The 21,323-nt window shown below is 65.9% G+C and carries 20 protein-coding genes; 7 read left to right on the top strand and 13 right to left on the bottom strand.

What is annotated here, in order from left to right; genetic code table 11:
* Positions 1-18 precede the first annotated feature (18 nt).
* Together ASF98_RS22705 and ASF98_RS22700 are read right to left on the bottom strand one after the other, a co-directional pair.
* Positions 19-750, bottom strand: coding sequence for a DUF72 domain-containing protein (locus ASF98_RS22705; protein ID WP_055807270.1), 732 nt, complete (start codon positions 748-750; stop codon positions 19-21).
* Positions 751-784: 34 nt separating this feature from the next.
* Positions 785-1,666 carry an aldo/keto reductase gene (locus ASF98_RS22700; protein WP_055807265.1) on the bottom strand — a complete coding sequence of 294 codons (882 nt, stop codon included), beginning with the start codon at positions 1,664-1,666 and terminating at the stop codon, positions 785-787.
* 47 nt (positions 1,667-1,713) lie between these two features.
* Here ASF98_RS22700 and ASF98_RS22695 point away from each other — a divergent pair, with 47 nt between their 5' ends.
* From ASF98_RS22695 to ASF98_RS22675, 5 genes are all read left to right on the top strand, one after another.
* The gene (locus ASF98_RS22695) at positions 1,714-3,507 is read left to right on the top strand and encodes a glycoside hydrolase family 15 protein (RefSeq protein WP_055807262.1); all 1,794 of its coding nucleotides are present in this window, start codon (positions 1,714-1,716) and stop codon (positions 3,505-3,507) included.
* Positions 3,508-3,612: 105 nt separating this feature from the next.
* Positions 3,613-4,485 (top strand): fumarylacetoacetate hydrolase family protein, encoded by an 873-nt coding sequence (locus ASF98_RS22690; protein WP_200939443.1) that lies wholly within the window; start codon positions 3,613-3,615, stop codon positions 4,483-4,485.
* A gap of 86 nt (positions 4,486-4,571) precedes the next feature.
* Positions 4,572-4,949 (top strand): VOC family protein, encoded by a 378-nt coding sequence (locus ASF98_RS22685; protein WP_055807256.1) that lies wholly within the window; start codon positions 4,572-4,574, stop codon positions 4,947-4,949.
* Positions 4,950-5,064: 115 nt separating this feature from the next.
* Positions 5,065-5,376: a DUF1508 domain-containing protein gene (locus ASF98_RS22680; protein WP_055807253.1), complete on the top strand. Its 312-nt coding sequence runs from the start codon at positions 5,065-5,067 to the stop codon at positions 5,374-5,376.
* Positions 5,377-5,421: 45 nt separating this feature from the next.
* On the top strand, positions 5,422-6,120 hold the full coding sequence (locus ASF98_RS22675; protein WP_055807251.1) for an HAD family hydrolase: 699 nt from the start codon (positions 5,422-5,424) through the stop codon (positions 6,118-6,120).
* 31 nt (positions 6,121-6,151) lie between these two features.
* Here the strand turns inward: ASF98_RS22675 and ASF98_RS22670 are convergent, their stop codons facing one another.
* The 6 genes from ASF98_RS22670 to ASF98_RS22645 all read right to left on the bottom strand — a co-directional run bounded on the left by ASF98_RS22670 (position 6,152) and on the right by ASF98_RS22645 (position 12,994).
* Positions 6,152-6,370: a hypothetical protein gene (locus tag ASF98_RS22670; protein WP_055807248.1), complete on the bottom strand. Its 219-nt coding sequence runs from the start codon at positions 6,368-6,370 to the stop codon at positions 6,152-6,154.
* Positions 6,371-6,508: 138 nt separating this feature from the next.
* Positions 6,509-7,672, bottom strand: coding sequence for a serine hydrolase domain-containing protein (locus ASF98_RS22665; RefSeq protein ID WP_235506135.1), 1,164 nt, complete (start codon positions 7,670-7,672; stop codon positions 6,509-6,511).
* A gap of 156 nt (positions 7,673-7,828) precedes the next feature.
* Positions 7,829-8,641: a bifunctional allantoicase/(S)-ureidoglycine aminohydrolase gene (locus tag ASF98_RS22660; protein ID WP_043431026.1), complete on the bottom strand. Its 813-nt coding sequence runs from the start codon at positions 8,639-8,641 to the stop codon at positions 7,829-7,831.
* Positions 8,642-8,651: 10 nt separating this feature from the next.
* Positions 8,652-9,926, bottom strand: coding sequence for a DUF6986 family protein (locus ASF98_RS22655; protein ID WP_055807245.1), 1,275 nt, complete (start codon positions 9,924-9,926; stop codon positions 8,652-8,654).
* A 3-nt stretch (positions 9,927-9,929) separates the two neighbouring features.
* Complete coding sequence (gene aceB / locus ASF98_RS22650; protein ID WP_055807243.1) at positions 9,930-11,528, bottom strand: malate synthase A; 1,599 nt, start codon at positions 11,526-11,528, stop codon at positions 9,930-9,932.
* 26 nt (positions 11,529-11,554) lie between these two features.
* Positions 11,555-12,994: an NAD-dependent malic enzyme gene (locus tag ASF98_RS22645; RefSeq protein WP_055807239.1), complete on the bottom strand. Its 1,440-nt coding sequence runs from the start codon at positions 12,992-12,994 to the stop codon at positions 11,555-11,557.
* Between the two features lie 221 nt (positions 12,995-13,215).
* On the opposite strand from ASF98_RS22645, the gene ASF98_RS22640 reads away from it, so the two are divergent.
* Positions 13,216-13,971, top strand: coding sequence for an IclR family transcriptional regulator (locus ASF98_RS22640; RefSeq protein WP_011693256.1), 756 nt, complete (start codon positions 13,216-13,218; stop codon positions 13,969-13,971).
* Between the two features lie 166 nt (positions 13,972-14,137).
* Here ASF98_RS22640 and ASF98_RS22635 read toward each other — a convergent pair whose 3' ends face one another.
* The 4 genes from ASF98_RS22635 to pucL form a co-directional block, all read right to left on the bottom strand.
* The gene (locus tag ASF98_RS22635) at positions 14,138-15,700 is read right to left on the bottom strand and encodes an NCS1 family nucleobase:cation symporter-1 (RefSeq protein WP_055807236.1); all 1,563 of its coding nucleotides are present in this window, start codon (positions 15,698-15,700) and stop codon (positions 14,138-14,140) included.
* Positions 15,701-15,818: 118 nt separating this feature from the next.
* Positions 15,819-16,643, bottom strand: a complete 825-nt coding sequence (locus tag ASF98_RS22630) for a MurR/RpiR family transcriptional regulator (RefSeq protein ID WP_055807233.1) — start codon at positions 16,641-16,643, stop codon at positions 15,819-15,821.
* 103 nt (positions 16,644-16,746) lie between these two features.
* Positions 16,747-18,252: a nucleobase:cation symporter-2 family protein gene (locus ASF98_RS22625; protein WP_055807230.1), complete on the bottom strand. Its 1,506-nt coding sequence runs from the start codon at positions 18,250-18,252 to the stop codon at positions 16,747-16,749.
* Positions 18,253-18,445: 193 nt separating this feature from the next.
* Positions 18,446-19,354, bottom strand: coding sequence for a factor-independent urate hydroxylase (pucL, locus tag ASF98_RS22620; protein WP_055807227.1), 909 nt, complete (start codon positions 19,352-19,354; stop codon positions 18,446-18,448).
* Positions 19,355-19,717: 363 nt separating this feature from the next.
* Here pucL and ASF98_RS22615 point away from each other — a divergent pair, with 363 nt between their 5' ends.
* Entirely contained in the window at positions 19,718-19,906 is a 189-nt protein-coding gene (locus tag ASF98_RS22615; protein ID WP_055807224.1) for a hypothetical protein, read from the top strand.
* Positions 19,907-20,037: 131 nt separating this feature from the next.
* Here ASF98_RS22615 and ligD read toward each other — a convergent pair whose 3' ends face one another.
* Positions 20,038-21,282 carry a non-homologous end-joining DNA ligase gene (gene ligD, locus ASF98_RS22610; protein ID WP_055807222.1) on the bottom strand — a complete coding sequence of 415 codons (1,245 nt, stop codon included), beginning with the start codon at positions 21,280-21,282 and terminating at the stop codon, positions 20,038-20,040.
* Between the last annotated feature and the right edge of the window lie 41 nt (positions 21,283-21,323).

Below are 21,323 nucleotides of genomic sequence, written 5' to 3'. Positions count from 1 at the left end.
TGCACCGCAAATAAGAAGTCAGCCTTCCCCGAGCAGGCACCGCAAGGTGTCGGCATTCCGCACGGCGTTGCCGCCGCCGTCGTTATTGAAATAGACAAACACGTCCCTGCCCTGGCCTTTCCACTCCCGGATGCGGTCAGCCCACCATCGGAGGTCGTCCTCCGAATACGAGCCCCCGTAAAGGTACTCGTGGTCCGGCCCGTGCAGGCGGACGTACACGAACGGCGCCGTGGCCCGCAGGATGCAGGGCAGGTTGGCGCCGCTCATGATGCAATAGGCGGCCCCGTGGCGCTCCAGCAGTGCATACACCTCGGGATGGTCCCAGCTGGGGTGGCGGAACTCCACTGCCACGCGCACCCACCACGGCAGGGCCGCCAGGAAGTAGTCAAGACGGGCGTCGTCGCGGCCAAAGCCCGGCGGGAGCTGGACCAGCAGCACCGCCCGCTTGTCACCGAGCTCATGCCAGCACTTGATGATCCGCTCCACCCAGGCGTCGGGACCGTAGAGCTTCTTGGCATGGGTGAGGCCGCGCGGGGCCTTGACGGACATCATGAAGCCCTCCGGAAGGCGCCGGCGCCAGCTGGCGAAGGATGATTCCCGCGGCCAGCGGTAGAAGCTTGCGTTCAGCTCCACCGTGCCGAACCGGGCCACATAGTGGGCCAGCCGGTCGCGGGCCGGAAGGCCCGGCGGGTAGAGCACGTTCTCCCAGTGGTCATAGCTCCAGCCGGATGTGCCGATGTGGATCCCCATGGTGTCGTTGGGTGTCAGTCAGCCCGCGCCGGGCTCAGACCTCGCCGGCCCAGTCCGGCGCATGCGGGGCGAACGCGTCTTCCCAACGCCGGCGCTCAAAGTCAGGCAGCGGTCCACGTCCGACGGCGGCGGCCGCGGCCTCAAGGTTGCGCACCTGGGAGGTCCCCACGATCGCCGTGCTCACCCCCGGGCTGAAGGCCGAAAACCGCAGCGCTGTGCCCTGCCAGTCATCCGTTTCCGGCTCGACGTCCATCCGGCGGAGCCTTTCCCAATACGTCTCGCCGTACACGCCCACGGGGCGCTCGGCATGGCGCCAGGGCGCGTTGGCGAGCGGCCGCTTGGCCACCACCCCCAGTCCCTGCCGGCGGGCGGCAGGCAGGACGTCACTCCGCGAGCGCTGGTCTGCGAGGTTCACGGAGGACTGCAGGGCGCCGAAGAGGCCGGCGTTTCCGGCCCAGGCGAGGGCGTCGTTCTCTCCGCTGTAGCCGGGCACCCGGACCTTTCCGGCGTCCACGCAGCGCTGCAGCGCCTCCACGGCATCGCCCTGCTGCAGGACAGCGAGCGGACAGGAATGCAGGAATACGACGTCGATCACGTCCGTTCCCAGTTTCCGCAGGGCCTCGTCCACGCCGCCGGTCACCGCTGCAGCGCTCCAGTCCTCAGCGCCGTCGACGTCGTAGCCCACCTTCGTGGACAGCACCACAGACTCGCGCCGGCCGGGCAGCCAGGAGCCGATCCGTTCCTCGGAGAGGCCGTAGCCCCGTGCAGTGTCGATGAACGTGACGCCCAGATCCGCTGCCCGGTCAAGGAGACTGTGGGCTTCCCGCTCACTGACGTCGTCATAACCGATATGCCCGGCGCCGAATCCAAGCGCGGACACGGTCAGGGAAGAGTTTCCGAAGTTCCGTTGCAGCATGCCTTGGATAGTAGTCGGCCCGGACCGGTTGTGGCACTGTAAGGTCCATGGCACGCATAGAGGACTACGCCGTGGTGGGCGATCTGCATACGGCTGCCCTGATCAGCACCGAGGGCTCCATCGACTGGCTGTGCCTGCCGAGGTTTGATTCGCCGGCCTGCTTCAATGCGCTGCTGGACACGCCGAAGGCCGGGCGGTGGCTGTTGGCGCCTGCCGACGGCGGGGAGTGCACGCGCCGCCACTACCGCAAGGGAACCCTCATCCTGGAAACGGAGTGGGAAACTCCCGGCGGCAAGGTGAAGGTCATCGACTTCATGCCGCCGCGCGACAGCGTGGCGGACATTGTGCGGATCGTTGTCGGCGTCCGCGGTTCCGTGCGGATGCGGGGCGAACTGGCGCTACGGTTCGACTACGGCCACATCGTGCCGTGGGTCCGGCACGACAACCACGGCATCCACGCCATCGCCGGCCCGGATGCGGCCTATCTGGTCACCGACGCCCCGCTGCGGGGCGAACGCATGCACACTGTCAGCGACTTCACGGTCCGCGCAGGCGAGCGGATTCCTTTCGTGCTGACCTGGACCCCGAGCCACCTGCCCCGGCCCCGGTCCATCGACCCGGAGGCATACCTGGACTCAACGGAGTTGTTCTGGCGCGAATGGTCCGCCAAATGCAAAATCACCGGACCGTACCGGGATGCCATCCAGCGCTCGCTGATCACCCTGAAGGCGCTGACCTACGCTCCGACCGGAGGCATTGTGGCGGCGGTGACCACGTCACTGCCCGAACAGCTGGGCGGCCCCCGCAACTGGGATTACCGGTACTGCTGGCTGCGGGATGCCACGCTGACGCTGCAGGCTCTGCTGGCCGCCGGCTACACCGAGGAAGCGGCTTCCTGGCGGGACTGGCTGCTGCGGGCGGTGGCCGGGGACCCGGCGGACCTGCAGATCATGTACGGCATCCACGGGGAGCGCCGGCTGCCGGAGATGATGCTGCCGTGGCTGGCGGGGTATGAAAATTCAGCACCCGTCCGGATCGGCAACGGTGCCGCCGGCCAGCTCCAGCTGGACGTGTGGGGTGAGGTGCTGGACTGCCTGGCCCTGACCCGGCACTCCCTGCTGAAACACAGCGACGAAGCCTGGGACGTCCAGGTTGCCCTCATGGAACACCTCGAAGGTGCCTGGCAGCGCCCGGACAACGGCTTGTGGGAGATGCGCGGACCGCAGCGCCACTTCACACACTCCAAGGTGATGGCCTGGGTTGCCGCGGACCGGATGGTCAAGGGCGTGCGGGACTTCGGCCTGGTGGGGCCGGCGGACCGCTGGGAGGCCCTGCGCGACACAATCCACGCCGACGTCATGGCGAACGGCTTCGACGCGGAGCGCAATACCTTTGTCCAGTCCTACGGGCGCCCGGAGCTGGACGCGAGCCTACTGCTGATTCCGCGCGTCGGCTTCCTGCCGCCGGATGACCCCAGGGTGCTGGGCACCATTGAGGCCGTTCAGCGCGAACTCACCCACGACGGTTTCGTGCTTCGGTACCGCCCCGAAGAGGCGGACGACGGGCTGCCGGGCGACGAAGGCGTCTTCCTTGCCTGCTCCTTCTGGCTGGTGGAAGCACTCATCGGCGTGGGCCGGCGCCGCGAAGCCAAGGAGCTGTTCGAACGGCTCCTGGCACTGCGCAACGATGTGGGTCTCCTCAGCGAGGAGTGGGGCGTGGAGTCGGGCCGCCAGCTGGGGAATACGCCGCAGGCATTCAGTCACTTCGCGCTTGTCATGAGTGCCATGGAGCTGCATGAGGACAGTGTCCAGCGCAGTGACGCCCCCATGCACGGGCACTAACCTCCGCCCGGGCCGGTCACATTTGGTTCAGCTGGGGGCCGGCGCCAGCTGCGTGGTTCCATGGTCACGGAACCTATTGGAGCAGGCACAAAGGAGTGTGGACCGGTGAAATTTGCGCGTCTCGGAGATCCGGGCAGGGAACAGCCGGCCGTTCAGCCGGACGGCCCCGGGGCCAACGGAAAGTGGTTTTCCCTCGACGGCATTGCCGCCGACATTGACGGAGCGTTCCTTGAAGCCGGCGGTGTTGCCCGGGTCCGCGATGCCCTTGCTGCCGGGAGCCTGTCCGCAGTCCCCGACGCCGGCACACTTCGCTTCGGCGCGCCGCTGGCCCGCCCGGGGGCTGTTGTGGGGATCGGCCTGAACTACGCAGGGCATGCCGCGGAGTCCGGGGCAGCCGTCCCGGAGGTTCCGGTGGTGTTCCTGAAGCCCAGCAACACCGTAGCTGGGCCGTTCGACGACACCCCCATCCCGCCGCTGTCCCGCAAGTACGACTGGGAAGTCGAGCTGGCTGTTGTGATCGGACGCCGGGCATCCTACCTGGCATCGGCGGACGAGGCCGCGGACTGCGTCGCCGGTTATGTGCTGGCCAACGACCTGTCGGAGCGGGAGTACCAGCTTCCCGGCGCCGCCGGACAGTGGGTGAAGGGAAAATCGCTCCCCGCCTCCACGCCGCTCGGCCCCTGGTTTGTTCCGGCCGCTGACCTGGATCCGTCGGCCCTGCGGCTGCGGACCTGGGTGAACGGTGAACTGCGCCAGGACTCGTCCACGGCGGACCTTATCTTTGACGTTCCGGCAGTGGTGCACCACCTGAGCCAGTTCATGGTGCTGGAGCCGGGCGATGTCATCCTGACGGGCACGCCCGAGGGTGTGGCTCTTTCGGGGCGCTTCCCCTACCTCCAGGACGGCGATGTGCTGGAACTGGAAGTCGAGGGGCTGGGCCGCCAGCGCCAGGTTCTTCGCCGAACCGCTGCCCCCTGAAGAGCACCCCGGAACCCCTCGCCAAGGGGCCCGGCTTGTGGCACTCTGGGCCGTATCTAACGGATTCCAGGTGCAAGGAGTGTGCCATGTTCAAGCCAAAAGACGCCTTTTCCAGCTTCAGCGTTGATGATCTGGAGAAGGCGCGGCAGTTCTACGGCGAGACGCTGGGACTGGAAGTTTCCGAAAGCGCGATGGGAACCCTCCAGGTGCAGCTCCCGTCGGATTCCCGGGTCATGATCTATCCGAAGGATAACCACGAGGCGGCGACATTCACCGTGCTGAACCTTGTCGCGGAGGACGTTGAACAGGCCGTGGACGAGTTAAACAGCCTGGGTATCCAAACCAAAATCTACGATGACCCTGCAATGCCCACTGATGCCAAGGGGATCATGAAGGCGGGCGGCATGGCGATTGCGTGGTTCAAGGACCCGGCCGGCAATGTGCTTTCGGTGGTCAGTGCCTGAACACGCCAATGCCTGAACCAGTCAAGGCCTCAACAAGCCACCGGGACTTCCGTTACGCGCAGAGGTAAGTATACTTACTAATACCTCAGGTTGGGGTTGAAGCGGAGGAACTGCAATGGCTGGATATTTCGAACTGGTTGATGCGCCCGACGGCGGATACCGCGTTAAGCTCATCGACGGAAACGGAACGCTGATGGCGATCTCAGTGACCTTCCCCACCAAGCGTGCCGCAGCGGCCGGTGTGGCCAAGGCCAGGGAAATCGCAGGCACCGGCCTGATCCGGGACCTCAGCGAAAGCCAGGACTCCGAGCCGCTGAAGCAGCCACCCGTGCGGCAGCATGTCAAGACACCGAAGAACATAGGCGTCCTGGGGTCCGGGCGGCCAACCGGAGCCACGGGTCTCAAGCGTGCCCGCACGCACTACTGAAACACGGCGAGCCATGTCCCTCAACGCGTGTGTCACCTAACTGCTATGTCACCTAACGGGCCGGGCGGCCGGAAGCGCGGCGTTCTCTTCGATGTCGACGGGACCCTGGTCGATTCCTGCTACCTGCACACCCTTGCATGGTGGCAGGCCTTCCGCGGGGCCGGGCTGGACGTCCCGATGGCGTCCATCCATCGTTCCGTGGGGATGGGCGGTGCGGAGCTGCTGGAGCACCTGCTGCCCGCAGATCGCGACAAGTCGGGAGACCAAGCAATCATGTCCTCCCACGGCGCGGTTTTCGCCACCTTCTGGCCCGCGCTCCGTCCGCTGGACGGGGCCCGGGACCTGCTGGCCCAGTGCTATGAAAGCGGCTTTGCGGTTGCTCTGGCGTCTTCCGCCCGGAAGCAGGACCTTGACGCGCTGCGGTCAACGCTGCGGGCGGATTCCTATCTTCACGCCGCGACCAGTGCCAACGATGCCAAGGCAGGGAAACCCGCTCCGGACATCCTGCAAGCGGCGCTGGATGCGGTGGGCCTGCAGGCGGGGGACGTGGTTTACGTGGGCGATGCTGTCTGGGACGTCTACGCCGCCGGCCGGCTTGGCATTCCCACCATCGGGCTCACTTGCGGCGGAACCTCCGCTGCCGAGCTGCTGGAGGCCGGCGCCGTGGAAACATACGAGAATCCACGGGAGCTCCTGGCGAACCTGCGCGACAGCGCTATTGGCAGGCTCGCCAGAAGCTCCTAGGCCTGCGGGAAGCTCCTGGTGCGGGGCGGGGTCAGGCGTCGGCGATGGCGCCCTTGTTCCAGGAGACTGCGATACTGACCGAACCGTCGTCGTCCCGTTCAACTTCGGTGATGACATCGGTGGGCCCTGCCCCCATTTCCATCAGCTTGGCGCGGTACGACGTGACCAGTTCTTCAAGGCTGGATTCCGTCCACTCGCCGGGACGCATGCGCGTTGAAATTTCCACCGGCTCTGGTTGATACAGCGTCATTTCGTTGCCTTTCCTCGATGCTCGGATTCTTCAACGCTATGGTCCGCGGCGGCCGCATGCAAGAGATTTGCTCAGTGTGCTTAGTTTCAACGGCGCGCCATGCCGGTACTAGAGGCGCCGGTAGCACCAGCGCGAGTCCTAACAGCTTGAGTTGAGGGCTTCCTCCACGACGTCGACGAGGTCGTCCGCCAGGCCGTTGCCCTTTAAGCTGAAGGGCTGCGGCGGGGAAGCAAGGGAGACCGATGCCTGCCGGGTTCCGTCAGCGCTGGACATCGAGATCGTCCCGTAGCCGGCCGTGTCCGCGGCGCGGCCGTAGTAGAAGTTGTTGGTGCAGGTATCGTTCCAGCGCTGGATCCCCATCCCGTAGCGGGCGTAAGGCGGGGTCTGCATGTCCGTGACCATGGCCCGTGGAATCAGGCGGCCCTCGAGCAACGCGGCGTAAAACGTGTTCAGGTCGCCGACGGTGGACACCAGGCCCGCGGCAGGGTCGCCTGCGCGGACTGCGGGGTAGCTGACGTCCAGGCGCTCGCCGGAAGTGGTGACGTAGCCGTGGACCAGCGAGGGAGGGGCGGGACCGCGTTCGGTCATCCGCGTGCTTGTGAGGCCTAGCGGCTCTGTCACGTCGGACCGCAGGACGTCGCTGATCGGCAACCCTCGAAGCCGTTCCACGATCATGCCCAGCGCGACGTAGTTCGAACCCGAGTACTCATAACCCTGCGCCAGCCTCGGCTCCCACTTCTGGGTCGCGGCCAGGGCGAGGAGTTCCCGGTGGCTGCGGCCGGTGGCCAGCACCTCGCCCAGGCTGCCCTGCTGAAGGAGCGGGATGAGGTAGTCCGGCATCCCGGACTCATGCTGCAGCAGCCGCCGGATCGTGACCGGCCCGGGCGGGTGCATGATGCTCTCGAAGTCCGGCAAATGCTGGCTGACAGGATCGTCAAGGCTGAGCCTGCCTTCAACCGCGAGTTTGAGCACGGACACGGCCACGAAGGACTCGGTCACCCTTCCGATGGGCACGGGATCGTCAATCTCCAGCGGTTCCCCGCCCTCCAGGCTCCTGACGCCGGAGGCCCGGGACCATTCCGCACCCCTCACTTTGGCCTGCATCAGGACGGCGGGGGCGCCGTCGTCGAGCATTTCGTTGCCAAACTCTTCCAGCGCTGCCGCCAGCCGTGCCAGGGACGACGGCTGCTCCGGCGGTTCCGGGGCCGCAGTGCAGCCGCCCAGTGCGGCGACCAGCACGGCGACGGTTGCCGCGGCCGCGGTCCGGAACGGCAGTGCGCGAGTCCGTGCCACGGAACTCATGTTCCTCAGGGCATTCCGGTGAGTCAATAGCTAACGGATGCCGCCGTCGGAACCCGGATAAAGTCCCGTTAACCCCCCAACTGACTCGCAGTTAACGTTGCGAAATCGCGTTTTGGCGACGTTAACTGCCAGTCAGTTGGGGTGGGAAGGCCAGGCCTAGGTCAGCCGGATCTGGCGGTTCATGTCCTTGTACAGCAGGTAGCGGAACTCGCCCGGGCCGCCGGCGTAGCAGGCCTGCGGGCAGAAGGCGCGCAGCCACATGAAGTCGCCGGCCTCCACCTCAACCCAGTCGTTGTTGAGCAGGTACATGGCCTTGCCCTCGAGGACGTACAGGCCGTGCTCCATGACGTGGGTCTCCGGGAACGGGATGACCCCGCCCGGCTGGAACGTCACAATGTTTACCTGCATGTCGTGGGCCAGGTCGCTGGAATCCGTGAAGCGGGTGGTCTTCCAGGCGCCGTCGGTATCCGGCATGGCGGTGGGTTCCACCTCGGCATCACTGGTGACGAAGGACTTTGCCTCGTAACCCTCAAGCCGCTCGTAGGCCTTGCGGATCCATTGGAAGGAGACAATGTCATCCGAGACGTTCTCCAGGCCCCAGGTGGAGCCGGCGGCCAGGTAGGCATAGCCGCCTTCCTCAAGCTGGTGCAGTTCGCCGTCGAGGGTCAGGTTGACCTTGCCCTTGGTGACGAAGACAACGCCTTCGACGCCGGGCTCAAACTCGGCTTTGGGAGCGCCGCCGCCGGGGCCGATCTCCACGATGAGCTGCGAGAACGTGGTGGCAAACCCGGCAATCGGGCGGGCCAGAATCCAGGAGCGGGTGTTGGAGAAACCCGGCAGGGTGCTGGTCACGATGTCCGTCATGACGCCCTTGGGGATGACCGTGTAGGCCTCCGTGACGATGGCCCGTTCCGTGGTGAGGTGGGTCTGCGGCGGCAGGCCGCCCTGGGGGTAGTAATACTTTCCCATCATAGGATCCTTACTTCGAAGTGGAGTGGGCCAGCCGCGGGTGCGCAAGGCCGGTCAACTGGGGGATTCCGACGCCGGCAAGCGCCTGGACGTCTTCGGCGCCGACGGCTCCGCACTGGACGCCGCGCAGCACGAACGCGGCCAGTGCGCGGGCGGTGGCGGGTTCGTCCATGACCCCGCCCTCGGTGCGGTCCACGTAGTTGCGCAGCCGGGCCGCCGCGGCGGGCAGGCCCTGGCGGTAGAACGCGTAGGTGGCCGCGAACCGGCTCGGCAGCTGGGCCGGGTGCAGGTCCCAGCCCTGGTAGTAGCCGCGCTCCAGGGAACGCCGCACCAGCCGGCCGTGCAGCTGCCACGCGTTTTCCACGTTGTCGCCGACGGGGATGATGTTGGTGGAGCCGTCCGACAGGCGGATGCCCGTTCCGGCCACCGCCAGCTGCATGACTTCCTTGGCGAAGTCCGCCACCGGGTGCTCCATGGACTGGTATTCCGCCGAGATCTGCAACGAGGCGGAGTAGTCGTAAGTGCCGTAGTGCAGGCCGCTGATCCGTCCCGGGACCGCGTGCGGCAACTGCGCCACCGGCGACGTTCCTTCCGGGCCGAGGATGAGCTGCGGCGTTTCCACCTGCACCTCGAACCGCAGCCGGCCGGCGGGCAGCGAGTGCGCTTCCTCCAGCCGGGACACGGCGAAGTCCATGGCCTTCACCTGCGCCACGGTGGTGACTTTGGGAAGGGTGAGGATCAGGCCCTGCGGCAGCTCGCCCGCTGCGGCCAGTCCGGAGACGAACAGGTCCAGGGTCCGGAGGCCGCGGGCACGGGTGGCCGCTTCGAAGCACTTGAAGCGGATGCCGATGAACGGGGGCGCTGAGCCGGCCGCGACTGCGGCGGCCACGGCGGAAGCCGACGCAACAGCGGCAGCGTCCTCGGCGTCGTCGCCCCTGTCACCGAAACCGTCTTCGAAGTCCAGGCGCAGGTCTTCAATCGGTTCGCTTTCCAGCTTGGCCTGGACGCGTGACGCCACGGCCTCGGCGAGTTCGGTGTCCTGGCCCAGCAAGTGGCCCAGACGGGCCAGGCCACCGTGGGCTTCCGCCGCCGCCAGCGCCTCGGCGCCCCACTCAGCAGCGAACGACGGCGTGAAACGGTCCGCCGGTACATACACGGTATGCACGGGCTGGCGTGTGCCGTCGTCGCCCGGGTAGTTGCGCTCCAACAGCCGGTCGGTGGGCGCCAGCTGTGCATTGATCTGCGCCAGATCGGCCGCGCTGAGGGAGCCGGAGGGTACCGCCATGCCTCAGCCCACCAGTTCGTAGGCCGGGGTGGTGAGGAAATCGGTGTACTCCGCGGACAGGCAGATGTCCCCGATCAGTTCGCTGGCCGGCTTGTAGTACCTGACGAAGGACTCCTCGCCCACTTCGCCGCGGAGCTTTTCGGTCTCCTCGGCCAGGATGGTGCTGACCAGTTCACGCGTGACCGTGTTGCCGGTATCGGCCAGGACCACGCTGTTGCGGATCTGCTGCCAGACCTGCGAACGGGAAATCTCGGCCGTGGCGGCGTCTTCCATCAGGTTGTGGATGGCCACCGCGCCGTTGCCCGAGATCCACACGGCCGTGTACGCGACCGCCACGTAGAGGTTCAGGCGAAGCCCGGCCTCCGTGACCTTGCCGTCGGCCGAGGCGATGTCCAGGAGTTGGTCCGCGGTGACGCTGACCTCCGGGCGCTGCTTGTCCAGCTGGTTGGGCCGCTCGCCCAGGACGGAATCGAACACTTCCTGGCACACCGGGACCAGGTCCGGGTGGGCCACCCATGAGCCGTCGAAGCCATCGTTGGCCTCGCGCGTCTTGTCCGCACGCACCTTCTCGAACGCCTGGGCGGTGACCTCGGGTTCGCGGCGGTTGGGGATGACGGCCGCCATGCCGCCCATGGCAAACGCGCCGCGGTGGTGGCACGTCTTGACCAGCAGCTCGGTGTAGGCGCGCATGAACGGTGCCGTCATGGCCACGGTGGCGCGGTCCGGCAGCACAAACTCCGCCCCGGCGTCGCGGAAGTACTTGATGATGCTGAACAGGTAGTCCCAGCGGCCGGCGTTCAGCCCTGCTGCGTGGTCACGGAGTTCGTACAGGATCTCGTCCATCTCGAACGCTGCAGGGATGGTCTCGATCAGCACGGTGGCCTTGATGGTGCCCTGCGGGATGCCCAGGAAGTCCTGCGCGAAGACGAACACCTCGTTCCAGAGGCGCGCCTCCAGGTGGCTCTCCATCTTGGGCAGGTAGTAGTACGGGCCCTGGCCGTTGAGGAGGAGCTGCTTGGCGGTGTGGAAGAAGTGCAGGCCGAAGTCCACCAGCGCGCCCACGGTGTGTTCGCCGTCTAGCAGGAGGTGGCGCTCATCCATGTGCCAGCCGCGGGGGCGGGCCACCACGACGGCGAGCGGGGCATCGGTGCGGAGCCGGTATTCCTTGCCCTCGGGCGAGGTGTAGCTCAGGGTTCCGGCGGCGGCGTCGCGCAGGTTCAGGATGGCGTCAATGACGTTGGCCCAGGTGGGTGTGCTGGCGTCCTCGAGGTCAGCCAGCCACACCTTGGCACCGGAGTTAAGGGCATTGATGGCCATCTTGGCCGGCGAGGCAGGGCCGGTCATTTCCACGCGGCGGTCCTGCAGCGCGGCAGGCGCCGGAGCCACCTTCCAGTCACCCTCGCGGACATCCTTGGTTTCGGGCAGGAAATCAAGCTTCCCGGTCCGGGCCACCTGCTCGCGCTTGGCCACGCGGGCTTTGAGGAGTTCGGCGCGGGTGCCCGCAAACCGCTTGTGGAGCTCCTCGACGAAGGCCAGGGCCTTCGGGGTGAGGATTTCCTCTGCTCGTGCAATCGGCTGCGGGTCTGTGACTGAGAGAGCCATTGTCCGGGTCCTTTCTGGGCTGCGAATCAGGCGTTGGCGGGTTCTAGGGCTGCATTGGCTGCGTTTGCTGCATTGGCCGCCCGTGCTGCGTGCGCTGCGTTGGCTACAGCCGCGGCCACGTCGGCGGCAACGTGCGGGTCAAAAACGCTGGGGATGATGTAGCTGGCATTGAGTTCGTCGTCCGCCACGCGGTTGGCGATGGCTTCGGCTGCCGCCACGAGCATGTCCGGCGTGATGTCCGAGGCGCCGGCATCGAGCAGCCCGCGGAAGAACCCCGGGAATGCCAGGACGTTGTTGATCTGGTTGGGGAAGTCGCTGCGCCCCGTAGCCACCACTGCCGCATGCTTCGACGCTACCACCGGGTCGATTTCCGGGGTGGGGTTGGCCATGGCGAATACGATGGCATCCTTGGCCATGGCGGCCACCTGCTCCTCGCCGATCACGTGCGGGGCGCTGACGCCGATGAAGACGTCCGCTCCGACGAGTGCCTCGTGCAGGGTGCCGGAGAAGCCTTCCTCGTTGGTGTTGGCCGCGATCCAGCTGCGGTGTTCGTCGCTGTATTCCGCGCCGGAGTGGATGGCGCCTGAGCGGCCGGCGGCGATGATGTGCTGCGCGCCCTGAGCCTTGAGGAGCTGGATGATGGCCGAGCCCGCAGCGCCGACACCGGACACCACGATCCTGACGTCGGCGAGCTTCTTGCCCACTACGCGCAGCGCGTTGACAAGGGCAGCCAGGGTGACGATTGCCGTTCCGTGCTGGTCGTCGTGGAAGACCGGGATGTCCAGTTCCTCGCGGAGCCGGTTTTCGATCTCGAAGCAGCGCGGGGCGGCGATGTCCTCAAGGTTGATACCGCCGTAGACGGGGGCCATGGCCTTGGCGATCATAATGATTTCCTCGGTGTCCTGGGTGTCCAGGCAGACCGGCCATGCGTCAACGTTGGCGAACTGCTTGAACAGGGCCGCCTTGCCTTCCATCACGGGCAGGGCCGCGGCCGGGCCAATGTTGCCCAGGCCAAGGACGGCTGAACCGTCGGTCAGGACGGCGATGGTGTTGCGCTTAACGGTCAGGTTGCGTGCCGCTGAGGGGTCCTCCGCGATGGCCAGGCAGACTCGGGCGACGCCGGGGGTGTAGGCGCGGGACAGGTCGTCGCGGTTGCGGAGGGCGACCTTCGGGACCACCTCGAGCTTGCCGCCGAGGTGCATCAGGAAGGTGCGGTCGGAAACGTGCTGGACCGTAACGCCGTCGAGCGCGTTCAGGGCGTCCTTGACGCGGGCGGCGTGTTCGTCGTCGGTGGTGTTGCAGGTGACGTCCACAACCAGGGTCTCGTGGTGCGACTCGGTGACGTCCAGGGCGGTGATGGCTGCGCCGGCAGCTCCGACGGCGGCGGCCAGTTCGCTGGTCGCGGTGAAGCTGGACGGCGCCTCAACGCGCAGGGTGATCGAATTTCCGGGGCTCGGGTTCGCCATTGAATGTTCCTCCTCGTCGGGCCCGGACGCTGAGTGCCTCCGGGCGTACTGCTCAATCAGATGTTTTCGTATTATGGATATTATTATCTACTTTGTGGAAACACAAGCCCTGAAAGTGCATCGACGGAGGCGTGCGCGTGCTGTATCTTGGGTCTTCTAAGCAATTTTTTTCACGATGTGGATAAGAGTTGTCGGAACCGATACCGCAGGAGACCACGGTTATGGCTGAGAAAGCCCCGGGAGGCGTGCAGTCCGTTGAGCGCGTCTTCGAACTTTTGGAACTGATCACTGATGCCGGCGGAGACGTCACGCTCAGCGAGCTCTCGTCCTCCACAGACCTGCCGCTTCCCACGATCCACCGCCTGCTGCGCACGCTGGTCACGCTGGGCTACATCCGCCAGCTGCCCAACCGCCGCTATGCCCTCGGCCCGCGGCTCATCCGGCTCGGAGAAGGCGCCAACAAGCAGCTTGGTGCACTCGCCCGGCCGCAGCTCAAGTCCCTCGTGGACCGGCTGGGGGAGACCTCCAACATGGCGGTGCTGGACTCGGACATGGTCATTTACGTGGCCCAGGTCCCGTCCCTGCACTCCATGCGCATGTTCACCGAGGTGGGCCGCCGCGCCCACACCCACGCCACCGGCGTGGGCAAGGCGATCCTGGCCCAGCTCGACGACGAGACCGTGCGCGGGATCGTCCAGCGGAGCGGCATGCCCACGCCCACTCCCAAGAGCATCGGTGACATCGATTCCCTGCTCCTTGACCTGAAGCTGATCCGTGAACGCGGCTACTCCATCGATGAGGAGGAGCAGGAGATCGGCGTCCGCTGCTTTGCGATGGCGGTCCCGAACGCGCCGACGCCCACGGCCATTTCCGTGTCCGGGCCGGTGTCCCGCGTGGACCAGTCCTTCGCCGAACGCGCCGTCCCGCTCCTGCGCGAAGCAGCCCAGGCAATCTCGGACGAGCTCAACCAAAACTGACCCCCGCCGTCGTACTTCCCGCCGTACCTCCGAGCGCGAACGGGCACTTAAGCCCCTACTCCGAGCGCGAACGGGCACTTGCGGCCCGTCTTCCTGATGGAAGGGGGCCGCAAGTGTCCGTTCGCGCTTAACAACTGGAGGGCCAGGGTTTCGACGGCGGCGGGTGCTAAGCCAGCGTGCCGTCGCTGACCGCTCCGCTGTCATCCCCGGCGGGTTCGAGCGAGATCATCGGGGACTTGCGCTCCAGCGCCCGGAAGACGACGAAGCCGAGAGCGCATCCGAGGAACCAGCTGTAGTTGCCGATCCAGGTGGCGTTCACCGAGGTGGCGCCGGTGTCGAGCAGGATCTTGGGGATCACCACGGACGCGATGGAGATGGCGCCGCTGATGGCCACCGCCTTGACCGCGTTCGGGTTGTAGCCGTTGCGAAACCAGTACCGGCCGGTGGTCTTCAGCGTGTACATGTCGTCCACCCAGACTTTCTGCCGGCTCACCACGTAGTATCCGGCGATCAGGATGCCGAACAGCGGGCCGATCAAGGCGCCCAGGACACCCAGGGTGTAGTGGATGGCGTCGTTGTTGGAGTACCAGTTCCACGGGGTCAGGATGACGGAGCCGACGGCGGCAATCATGCCGCCTGCCCGCCAGCTGATCTTCTGCGGGCTGACGTTGGAGAAGTCGAATGCCGGCGAAATGAAGTTGGCTACGATGTTGATGCCCACGGTGGCGATGACGAAGGTTAGTCCGCCCAGCAGCACGGCGAATACGGTGTCGATTTCCTGGACCGTCTTGACCGGGTCCGTGATGAGGCGGCCGAACACCGGGATGGTGGCCGAAGCCGTGATGACGGTCAGGAGCGAGAAGAACAGGAAGTTGACCGGCAGCCCTAGGAAGTTGCCCTTCTTCACGGCCTTGTAGCTCTTGCCGTAGCGGGCGAAGTCACCGAAGTTGAGCATCGGACCGGAGAAGTAGGAAACCACCAGGGCGATGGCGGAGATCATCACGGGGATGGAAGCTGCGAAGTCCAGGGGCGGACCGCTGGACAGGTTCAGGCTGATGTTGCCGATGCCGGCCTTGGAGACCAGGTAAATGGCCAGGACCAGCATCACCACGTAGACGGCGGGACCGGCGAAGTCGATGAACTTGCGGATGCTTTCCATGCCGTTCCAGAACAGCGCGGCCTGGGCCACCCAGAGGATGCCGTAGCAGATCCAGCCCAGGGTGGAGAGCCCCAGGAAGCCGTTGTGTTCGACGTCGTACAGCGGTGCCATGCCGGGGAAGAACTTGAGGAAGACGATCACCAGGGCCTCGGAGGCGAGGAAGGTCTGGACGCCGTACCAGGCAACCGCGATCAGGCCGCGGATGATGGCCGGGATGTTGGCGCCCTTGACGCCGAAGACGGCCCGGTTGATGACCGGGTACGGGACACCGGTCAGCTGGCTGGGCTTGGCGACGAGGTTGCAGAAGATGTTGACGATCACGATGCCCGCCAGCAGTGCCACGAGGACCTGCCAGCTGGCCAGGCCCAGGGCGAAGAGGCTGCCGGCGGTGACATAGCCGCCGATGCTGTGGACGTCGGACATCCAGAAGGCGAACAGGTTGTAACTGGTCCAGCGCTGGTTCTTCAGGGGGACCAGGTCCTCATTGCTGAGCTGGGGATCGTAGTCGGGGAGCTGGCCGGTGCGGGCGGGCGCTTCAACCCGGGGTGCGGCCATCGCGGAGTCTGTCATGGTTTCCTCTGAAAGATTGGGACAGCCGCCGATCCGGCCGTTTCACGCTTTCAATTAGATGGAACCAATGTTTCAAAGCTGTTTCTGGCGCAACAATTCCTGTTTACTTCGCTGCGACCTACTTTGCTTCGATTTCGCCCAGGGTGTCGAACAAGCCCGCGACGTCGCGGACGCGCTCGCGCCCGGGGCGTCCCAGGGCTACGAGGACGCCGTTCGCGAGCACGCTGACCAGGCTCATGGCAGCGGCGTAGCTGTCAAAGGCATGCGCGCCGTCCACCGGGCACTCGAGCCACAGCGTGGCGTCCGCGGCCAGCCGGCGTGCGCTCGGGTCCCCGATCAGAACCGTGGTTGCCCCGGTGGCAGACGCTGCCTGGAGGACTTTGCGGAACCCGGCAGGCCGCCGTCGGAAGCCAAACAGGACCACCGCGTCCCCGGCGCCCAGGCCGGCGAGCTCTTCGCCGATGCTCTGCCCGGGCTGCGGCGCCACGGCCACCGCCGGGCGGCACTGGAGGAGCTGCTGCCGGAAGTGCAGCGCCACGGGAAAGCTGTTGCGGAAGCCGAGCAGTAGCACGGTTCCGGCGCCGGCGAGCTTGCCGCTGGCCTCCGACAGTTTGTCCTCGTCGAGCGATTCGGCGAGGCGGCGCAGGTTTTCCTGTTCCTGCCCGAAGTGTGCGGCCAGGCCGCCGTCGGACGACTGCGGACCCAGCGGCATCCCGCTGGAACGGATGGACCGGGTGTGCTCCTTGACCTCGTTGAAATCCTCGAAGCCGAGGCGGCGGAACAGCCGGCTCATGGTCGCTTTCGAGACGCCGCTCAGCCTGGCGAGTTCCGCGGCGTTGTAGACGGCGAGGTCCCCGAGGCGGTCCAGGAGGGTGTCCGCCGCCTTCTGCTCCTGGGGGCTCAGCTCTGCATACTGCCGTTCGATTCGTTCATCGATCCTCATGAAACAACCGTCTCACAGCCCAAGCAAAGCGCGATCGGACAGCTGCGGCCCTTCGGGAAGGGGCCGTAACTGTCCGTTCGCGCTTGTTGTGCCAGCAGGTGGGCTAGTGGTCAGATTTCGACGCCGACTCCACCGGGACTTCCTTGCCGTCGCAGTCGATCAGCTTCCCGCCTTCGTAACGGTCGCCGTCCGCCAGGCACTTGAGGTCTTCTTCGCGGACCACGCGGCCGGTGCCGGCCACAAAGACGGACTGGTTCTCGGAATTGCCGGCCTTGAGGTGGTTGAAGAGCAGGTTCAGCAGGATGGCCATGACCGCGGCCGAGCTGATGCCCGAGTGGAAGATGGTGCCGAACCAGGACGGGAACTTGTCGTAGAACGCCGGCGCGGCGATCGGGATCATCCCGAACCCGATGGATGCCGCCACGATGATCAGGTTCATGTTGTTCCGGTACTCCACCTTGGCCAGTGTCCGGATGCCGCTGGCGGCAACAGTCCCAAAGAGTACGACGCCGGCACCGCCCAGGACGGGCGTCGGCACCGCCGCGACCACCCGGCCAAGAACGGGCAGGAGGCCCAGGATCACCAGGATCAGGCCGCCGGCGCTGACCACGAAGCGGCTCTTGACGCCCGTGATGGCAACCAGTCCCACGTTCTGGGCAAAGGCGCTCTGGGTGAACGAGTTGAACAGCGGCGAGATTGCGCTGGAGAGCATGTCCGCCCGCAGGCCGTCGCCGATGCGCTTGGAGTCAACCTTGGTGCCCACGATCTCGCCGACTGCGATGATGTCCGCGGAGGTCTCGGTGAGCGTCACCAGGATGACGATCAGCATGGAGATGATCGCGGCGATTTCGAAGGTGGGCGGGCCGAACGCGAACGGGGTGGGGAACGCGACGATTTCGCCCTGGCCCACCTTGGAGAAATCCGCCATGCCGAAGACGAACGCAATCACCGTGCCGAGCACCATGGCCAGCAGGATGGAAAGCCGGGAGATGGCGGCGTTGCCCACTTTGCTGAGCAGCAGCACGATCGCCATGGTGGCTGCGGCCAGGCCGATGTTGGCCATGCTGCCGTAGTTCGGCGCCTTGCTGTTGCCGCCCATGGCCCAGTTGGCCGCGACCGGCATCAGCGTCAGGCCGATGGTGGTGATGACCGTGCCCGTCACCACCGGCGGGAAGAAGCGGATGATCTTGGAAAACAACGGGGTGATGAGCAGGCCGATCAGCGAGGCCGCGATGACCGAGCCAAAGACCGCCTGGATGCCGCCGCCGCCGTGGACGATCGCCACCATGGTGGAAACACCGGCGAAGGACACGCCCTGGACCAGGGGCAGCTGGGATCCAAAGAACCGGATGCCTACCGTCTGGAGAATCGTGGCAAGGCCGCCGACGAAAAGGCAGGCCGCGATCAGCAGGCCGATGTCCTGCGATGACATGCCGGCGGCTGCGCCGATGATCAGCGGCGGGGCGATGATGCCGCCGTACATGGTGAGCACGTGCTGGAAGCCGTAGGCGAATGTGCTTCCGAGGGGCAGCCGCTGGTCTTCGGGGCGGTCGGACTGCTTGCGGCCGGTGGCGGCCTTTGCAGCGCCGGATTTCTTCTTGGTGTTCATGGCAGACTTTCTTGGTTCATGGCAGACGTCTTTGTCTGGCTAACGGTGTCTGGCTAACAGTTGTGAATCATTGGTGGGGATTTCGACGGGTTCAATCGACGCGTGGCCGCTGGTCGGTGGCCGCTGGTCGAGCCCGTCGATACCCAAGGGATTTCGACGGGCTCAACCGCAGGCGCGGCCTGCTACGTGCGGCTTAGCAGAAGCCGGCGATGCCGGACCAGGCGATGTCCGCCGGGGCGGCGTCCTCGCGCTGGACGGTGGCCTCGATCAGGCCGTACGGGCGGTCGGCGGCAAAGAAGACCTCGTTGGGGTTATCGAGGCCGAATGGCGAGAGGTCCACCAGGAAGTGGTGCTTGTTGGGCATCGAGAACTTGATTTCGTCGATCTCGCCGTGTGCCTCCAGAACTTTGGCGCCCATGTCGAACAGGGTCTGCTGCAGGGCGTGCGAGTACTTCTCGGTGAAGCCCTCCAGCAGCAGGCTCTTGACGTCTTCGTAGCTCTTGTTGAAATCGAGCGAGCTGAAGTCAGTGTTGGCGTTGAAGCGCCAGCGGGCGGAAACATCCGTCGCAAGGATGCGGTCGGTGGTTTCCGGCAGGGTGGTGTACTTGTCCCGCGGGTAGCCGACGAAGCCGGACTGGGTGGACTTGAGGACGGTGAGGTCCTTCAGGCCCGAGATGAGGTGTGCTGCCCCGCCGTCGCGGACCAAAACCGCAGTGCGGACTTCCTGGCCCTTTCGCACGAAGGAGTGGTCGTGCTCCGCGCCGTGGGCCTGGATCCGGTCCCAGCTGTAGGACTCGGCTTCCCAGCGGCCGCCGGTGACCCAGTCGAAGCTGGACGTGAAGTGCTCGCCCAGCCGCAGGAGGAATGCCTCCGGTGAACCGACGCCCTCACGGGCAAACGCGTAGATGGTGTTCTTCTGCGTGTCCGTGGCAACGACGTGGCTGTTGTCGCCTTCGAGGTGGGCGGCGGCGAAGTCCCCGCGCAGCTGCGAGGTGACGTTCAGGTCTTCGATCTCGTGGCGGTCCGTGTCGCGAGTGATTTTTACAACCCGGACTTCGGCCTTGCCGTACTGGTTCTGGCCGAGGATGATTTTGCTGCTCATGGTCTGTTCCCAACTTCCGTGATGTGGAACCTAGGTTCCATCATTGAAATTAAGCGCGTGTTTCGCACGCGTTTCTGATGGAGCCGACCCAACAAAAAAGAGCCGGCATCCAATGACGCCAGCTCATTACGACCCTGCCTGCTGCTCCCAGGTTACGTGACCTACGCCACGAGTTGACTTAAAGCGTAGCCGAGCTTTGCCGTGGTGTACATCACTCCTTGAAAAATCCGATTGTGACCGGAGGGCGCCCGGAACCATTGACGAACACCAGGGGCCCGCCGTAGGATATTTCGCATAGCAAAAGTTATTTTCCATTTTGCGGAATCTTTGCACGAACCATCAACCACCTCGGAGGAGGATCAGATGTACCAGCAGGACACAACGCCGGTTGCACCGGCACAGACGGCGGCACCCTCAGTCCAGGAGTTCTACCTCCCCCTTGGAGGCGGAACGGATCCGGACTTCTACCTGCCCGCAGACCGGGAACACGTCCCGGGCCGGTTCTCGCGCTGGGTCCACGGCCTGCCGGGTTTCGGCGGCCAACGTCCGTAACGAGCCTGACGACACGCATATTCGCTGATGACACGCACAAGGCTTGGCGACACCGGAATCCGGGTGTCGCCAGGCCTTGTGCGTGTCGCCGGGCACTTTGCATGTCGCGGGCACTGTGCGTGTCGCGGGCCTCAGGACTCCGGGCGCCCCGGCCACTCCCTGCCCGCCCAGGGATCGTAGTCGGCGATCAGCTCCTCCTGCGGCGGACGGTCCGCCTCCGGAACGTGCTGCAGGTTCACCCGCACCCTGTACCAGAGCGAGCTTGATCCGCGCATTCCATCGACCAGTACGTCGGCGGGGTGCAGGGCCGGGACGACGTCCGCATGCAGGGACTTCCACTCGTCGAGCGCGGCAAGCGCCTCGGGCTTGGTCCTGGTCCGGGCCACCTCGATCAGCGGCATCGCCGACTGCCGGCGGCCTGATCCATCGCCGCTGCGAGGCGGTTTCTCGGCGGGCCCGAGTTCGGCTGCCAGAGCGAGGAGCCCGTCGAGCGTGCCCGCCGCGTCGTCGATCCCGGCGTGAGGGTCGCCGAGGTCCGCGAAGCGCTCCAGCACGGTGGGCACCGTGAACTGTTCCGGCCTGGTGGTGCGGACCTCGTCCCAGGTGAGGGGCGTCGAAACCCGGGCGTCGGGCAGTGGGCGGACCGAGTACGCGGATGCCACGGTGCGGTCCTTGGCATTCTGGTTGAAGTCGACGAACACACTCTCGCCGCGTTCCTCCTTCCACCACCTCGCGGTGGCCAGGCCGGGAGCGCGGTTCTCCACCTCGCGGGCGAGCGTCTCGGCGGCGAGCCGCACGTCGCGGTACGACCACCGCGGCGCGATGCGCACCAGGATGTGTAGTCCGCGCGAGCCGCTCGTCTTCGGCCACCCGACCAGCCCCGCGTCGTCGAGCACCTCACGCGCCACATAGGCGACGTCCACCATTTGAGACCAGTCGACCCCCGGCATCGGATCGAGGTCCACCCGGAGCTCGTCGGGATGCTCGAGGTCCTCGGCGCGTACGGGATGCGGATTGAGGTCCAGGCAGCCAAGATTCACCACCCACGCCAGGCCCGCGGCATTCCGGATAACGGCCTCTTCGGCCGATGTCCCGGAGGCGTAGTGCAGTGTTGCCGTGTCGATGAAGTCGGGGTGGTTTTCGGGCACGCGTTTCTGGAAGAACGGTTCGGCGTCGATGCCCTTCGGGAAGCGCTTGAGCACCATCGGCCGGCCCCCGGCGCCTCGCAGCGCACCATCCGCGACTGCGAGGTAGTAGCGCACCAGGTCGAGCTTGGTCAGCCCGGGCTCGGGGAACACCACCTTGTCCGGGCTCGAGATGCGAACCTCGGCGCCGTCAATGGTGAGGATCTCGGCCGGAGTCTTCGACGGGCTCATGCCGCAACGCTAGCAACGATCGGATGCCGGGGCATAGGCCC

The sequence above is a fragment of the Arthrobacter sp. Leaf337 genome, assembly GCF_001423745.1.
Classification (GTDB): Bacteria; Actinomycetota; Actinomycetes; order Actinomycetales; family Micrococcaceae; genus Arthrobacter.
This window is presented reverse-complemented; position numbering and strand designations above follow the sequence as displayed.

Bases quoted from the DNA above. Each gene is read 5' to 3' on its own strand.
- ASF98_RS22705 (WP_055807270.1), bottom strand. From the start codon at position 750: ATGGGGATCCACATCGGCACATCCGGCTGGAGCTATGACCACTGGGAG.
- ASF98_RS22700 (WP_055807265.1), bottom strand. From the start codon at position 1,666: ATGCTGCAACGGAACTTCGGAAACTCTTCCCTGACCGTGTCCGCGCTT.
- ASF98_RS22695 (WP_055807262.1), top strand. From the start codon at position 1,714: ATGGCACGCATAGAGGACTACGCCGTGGTGGGCGATCTGCATACGGCT.
- ASF98_RS22685 (WP_055807256.1), top strand. From the start codon at position 4,572: ATGTTCAAGCCAAAAGACGCCTTTTCCAGCTTCAGCGTTGATGATCTG.
- ASF98_RS22680 (WP_055807253.1), top strand. From the start codon at position 5,065: ATGGCTGGATATTTCGAACTGGTTGATGCGCCCGACGGCGGATACCGC.
- ASF98_RS22675 (WP_055807251.1), top strand. From the start codon at position 5,422: ATGTCACCTAACGGGCCGGGCGGCCGGAAGCGCGGCGTTCTCTTCGAT.
- ASF98_RS22670 (WP_055807248.1), bottom strand. From the start codon at position 6,370: ATGACGCTGTATCAACCAGAGCCGGTGGAAATTTCAACGCGCATGCGT.
- ASF98_RS22665 (WP_235506135.1), bottom strand. From the start codon at position 7,672: ATGAGTTCCGTGGCACGGACTCGCGCACTGCCGTTCCGGACCGCGGCC.
- ASF98_RS22660 (WP_043431026.1), bottom strand. From the start codon at position 8,641: ATGGGAAAGTATTACTACCCCCAGGGCGGCCTGCCGCCGCAGACCCAC.
- ASF98_RS22655 (WP_055807245.1), bottom strand. From the start codon at position 9,926: ATGGCGGTACCCTCCGGCTCCCTCAGCGCGGCCGATCTGGCGCAGATC.
- aceB (WP_055807243.1), bottom strand. From the start codon at position 11,528: ATGGCTCTCTCAGTCACAGACCCGCAGCCGATTGCACGAGCAGAGGAA.
- ASF98_RS22645 (WP_055807239.1), bottom strand. From the start codon at position 12,994: ATGGCGAACCCGAGCCCCGGAAATTCGATCACCCTGCGCGTTGAGGCG.
- ASF98_RS22640 (WP_011693256.1), top strand. From the start codon at position 13,216: ATGGCTGAGAAAGCCCCGGGAGGCGTGCAGTCCGTTGAGCGCGTCTTC.
- ASF98_RS22635 (WP_055807236.1), bottom strand. From the start codon at position 15,700: ATGACAGACTCCGCGATGGCCGCACCCCGGGTTGAAGCGCCCGCCCGC.
- ASF98_RS22630 (WP_055807233.1), bottom strand. From the start codon at position 16,643: ATGAGGATCGATGAACGAATCGAACGGCAGTATGCAGAGCTGAGCCCC.
- ASF98_RS22625 (WP_055807230.1), bottom strand. From the start codon at position 18,252: ATGAACACCAAGAAGAAATCCGGCGCTGCAAAGGCCGCCACCGGCCGC.
- pucL (WP_055807227.1), bottom strand. From the start codon at position 19,354: ATGAGCAGCAAAATCATCCTCGGCCAGAACCAGTACGGCAAGGCCGAA.
- ASF98_RS22615 (WP_055807224.1), top strand. From the start codon at position 19,718: ATGTACCAGCAGGACACAACGCCGGTTGCACCGGCACAGACGGCGGCA.
- ligD (WP_055807222.1), bottom strand. From the start codon at position 21,282: ATGAGCCCGTCGAAGACTCCGGCCGAGATCCTCACCATTGACGGCGCC.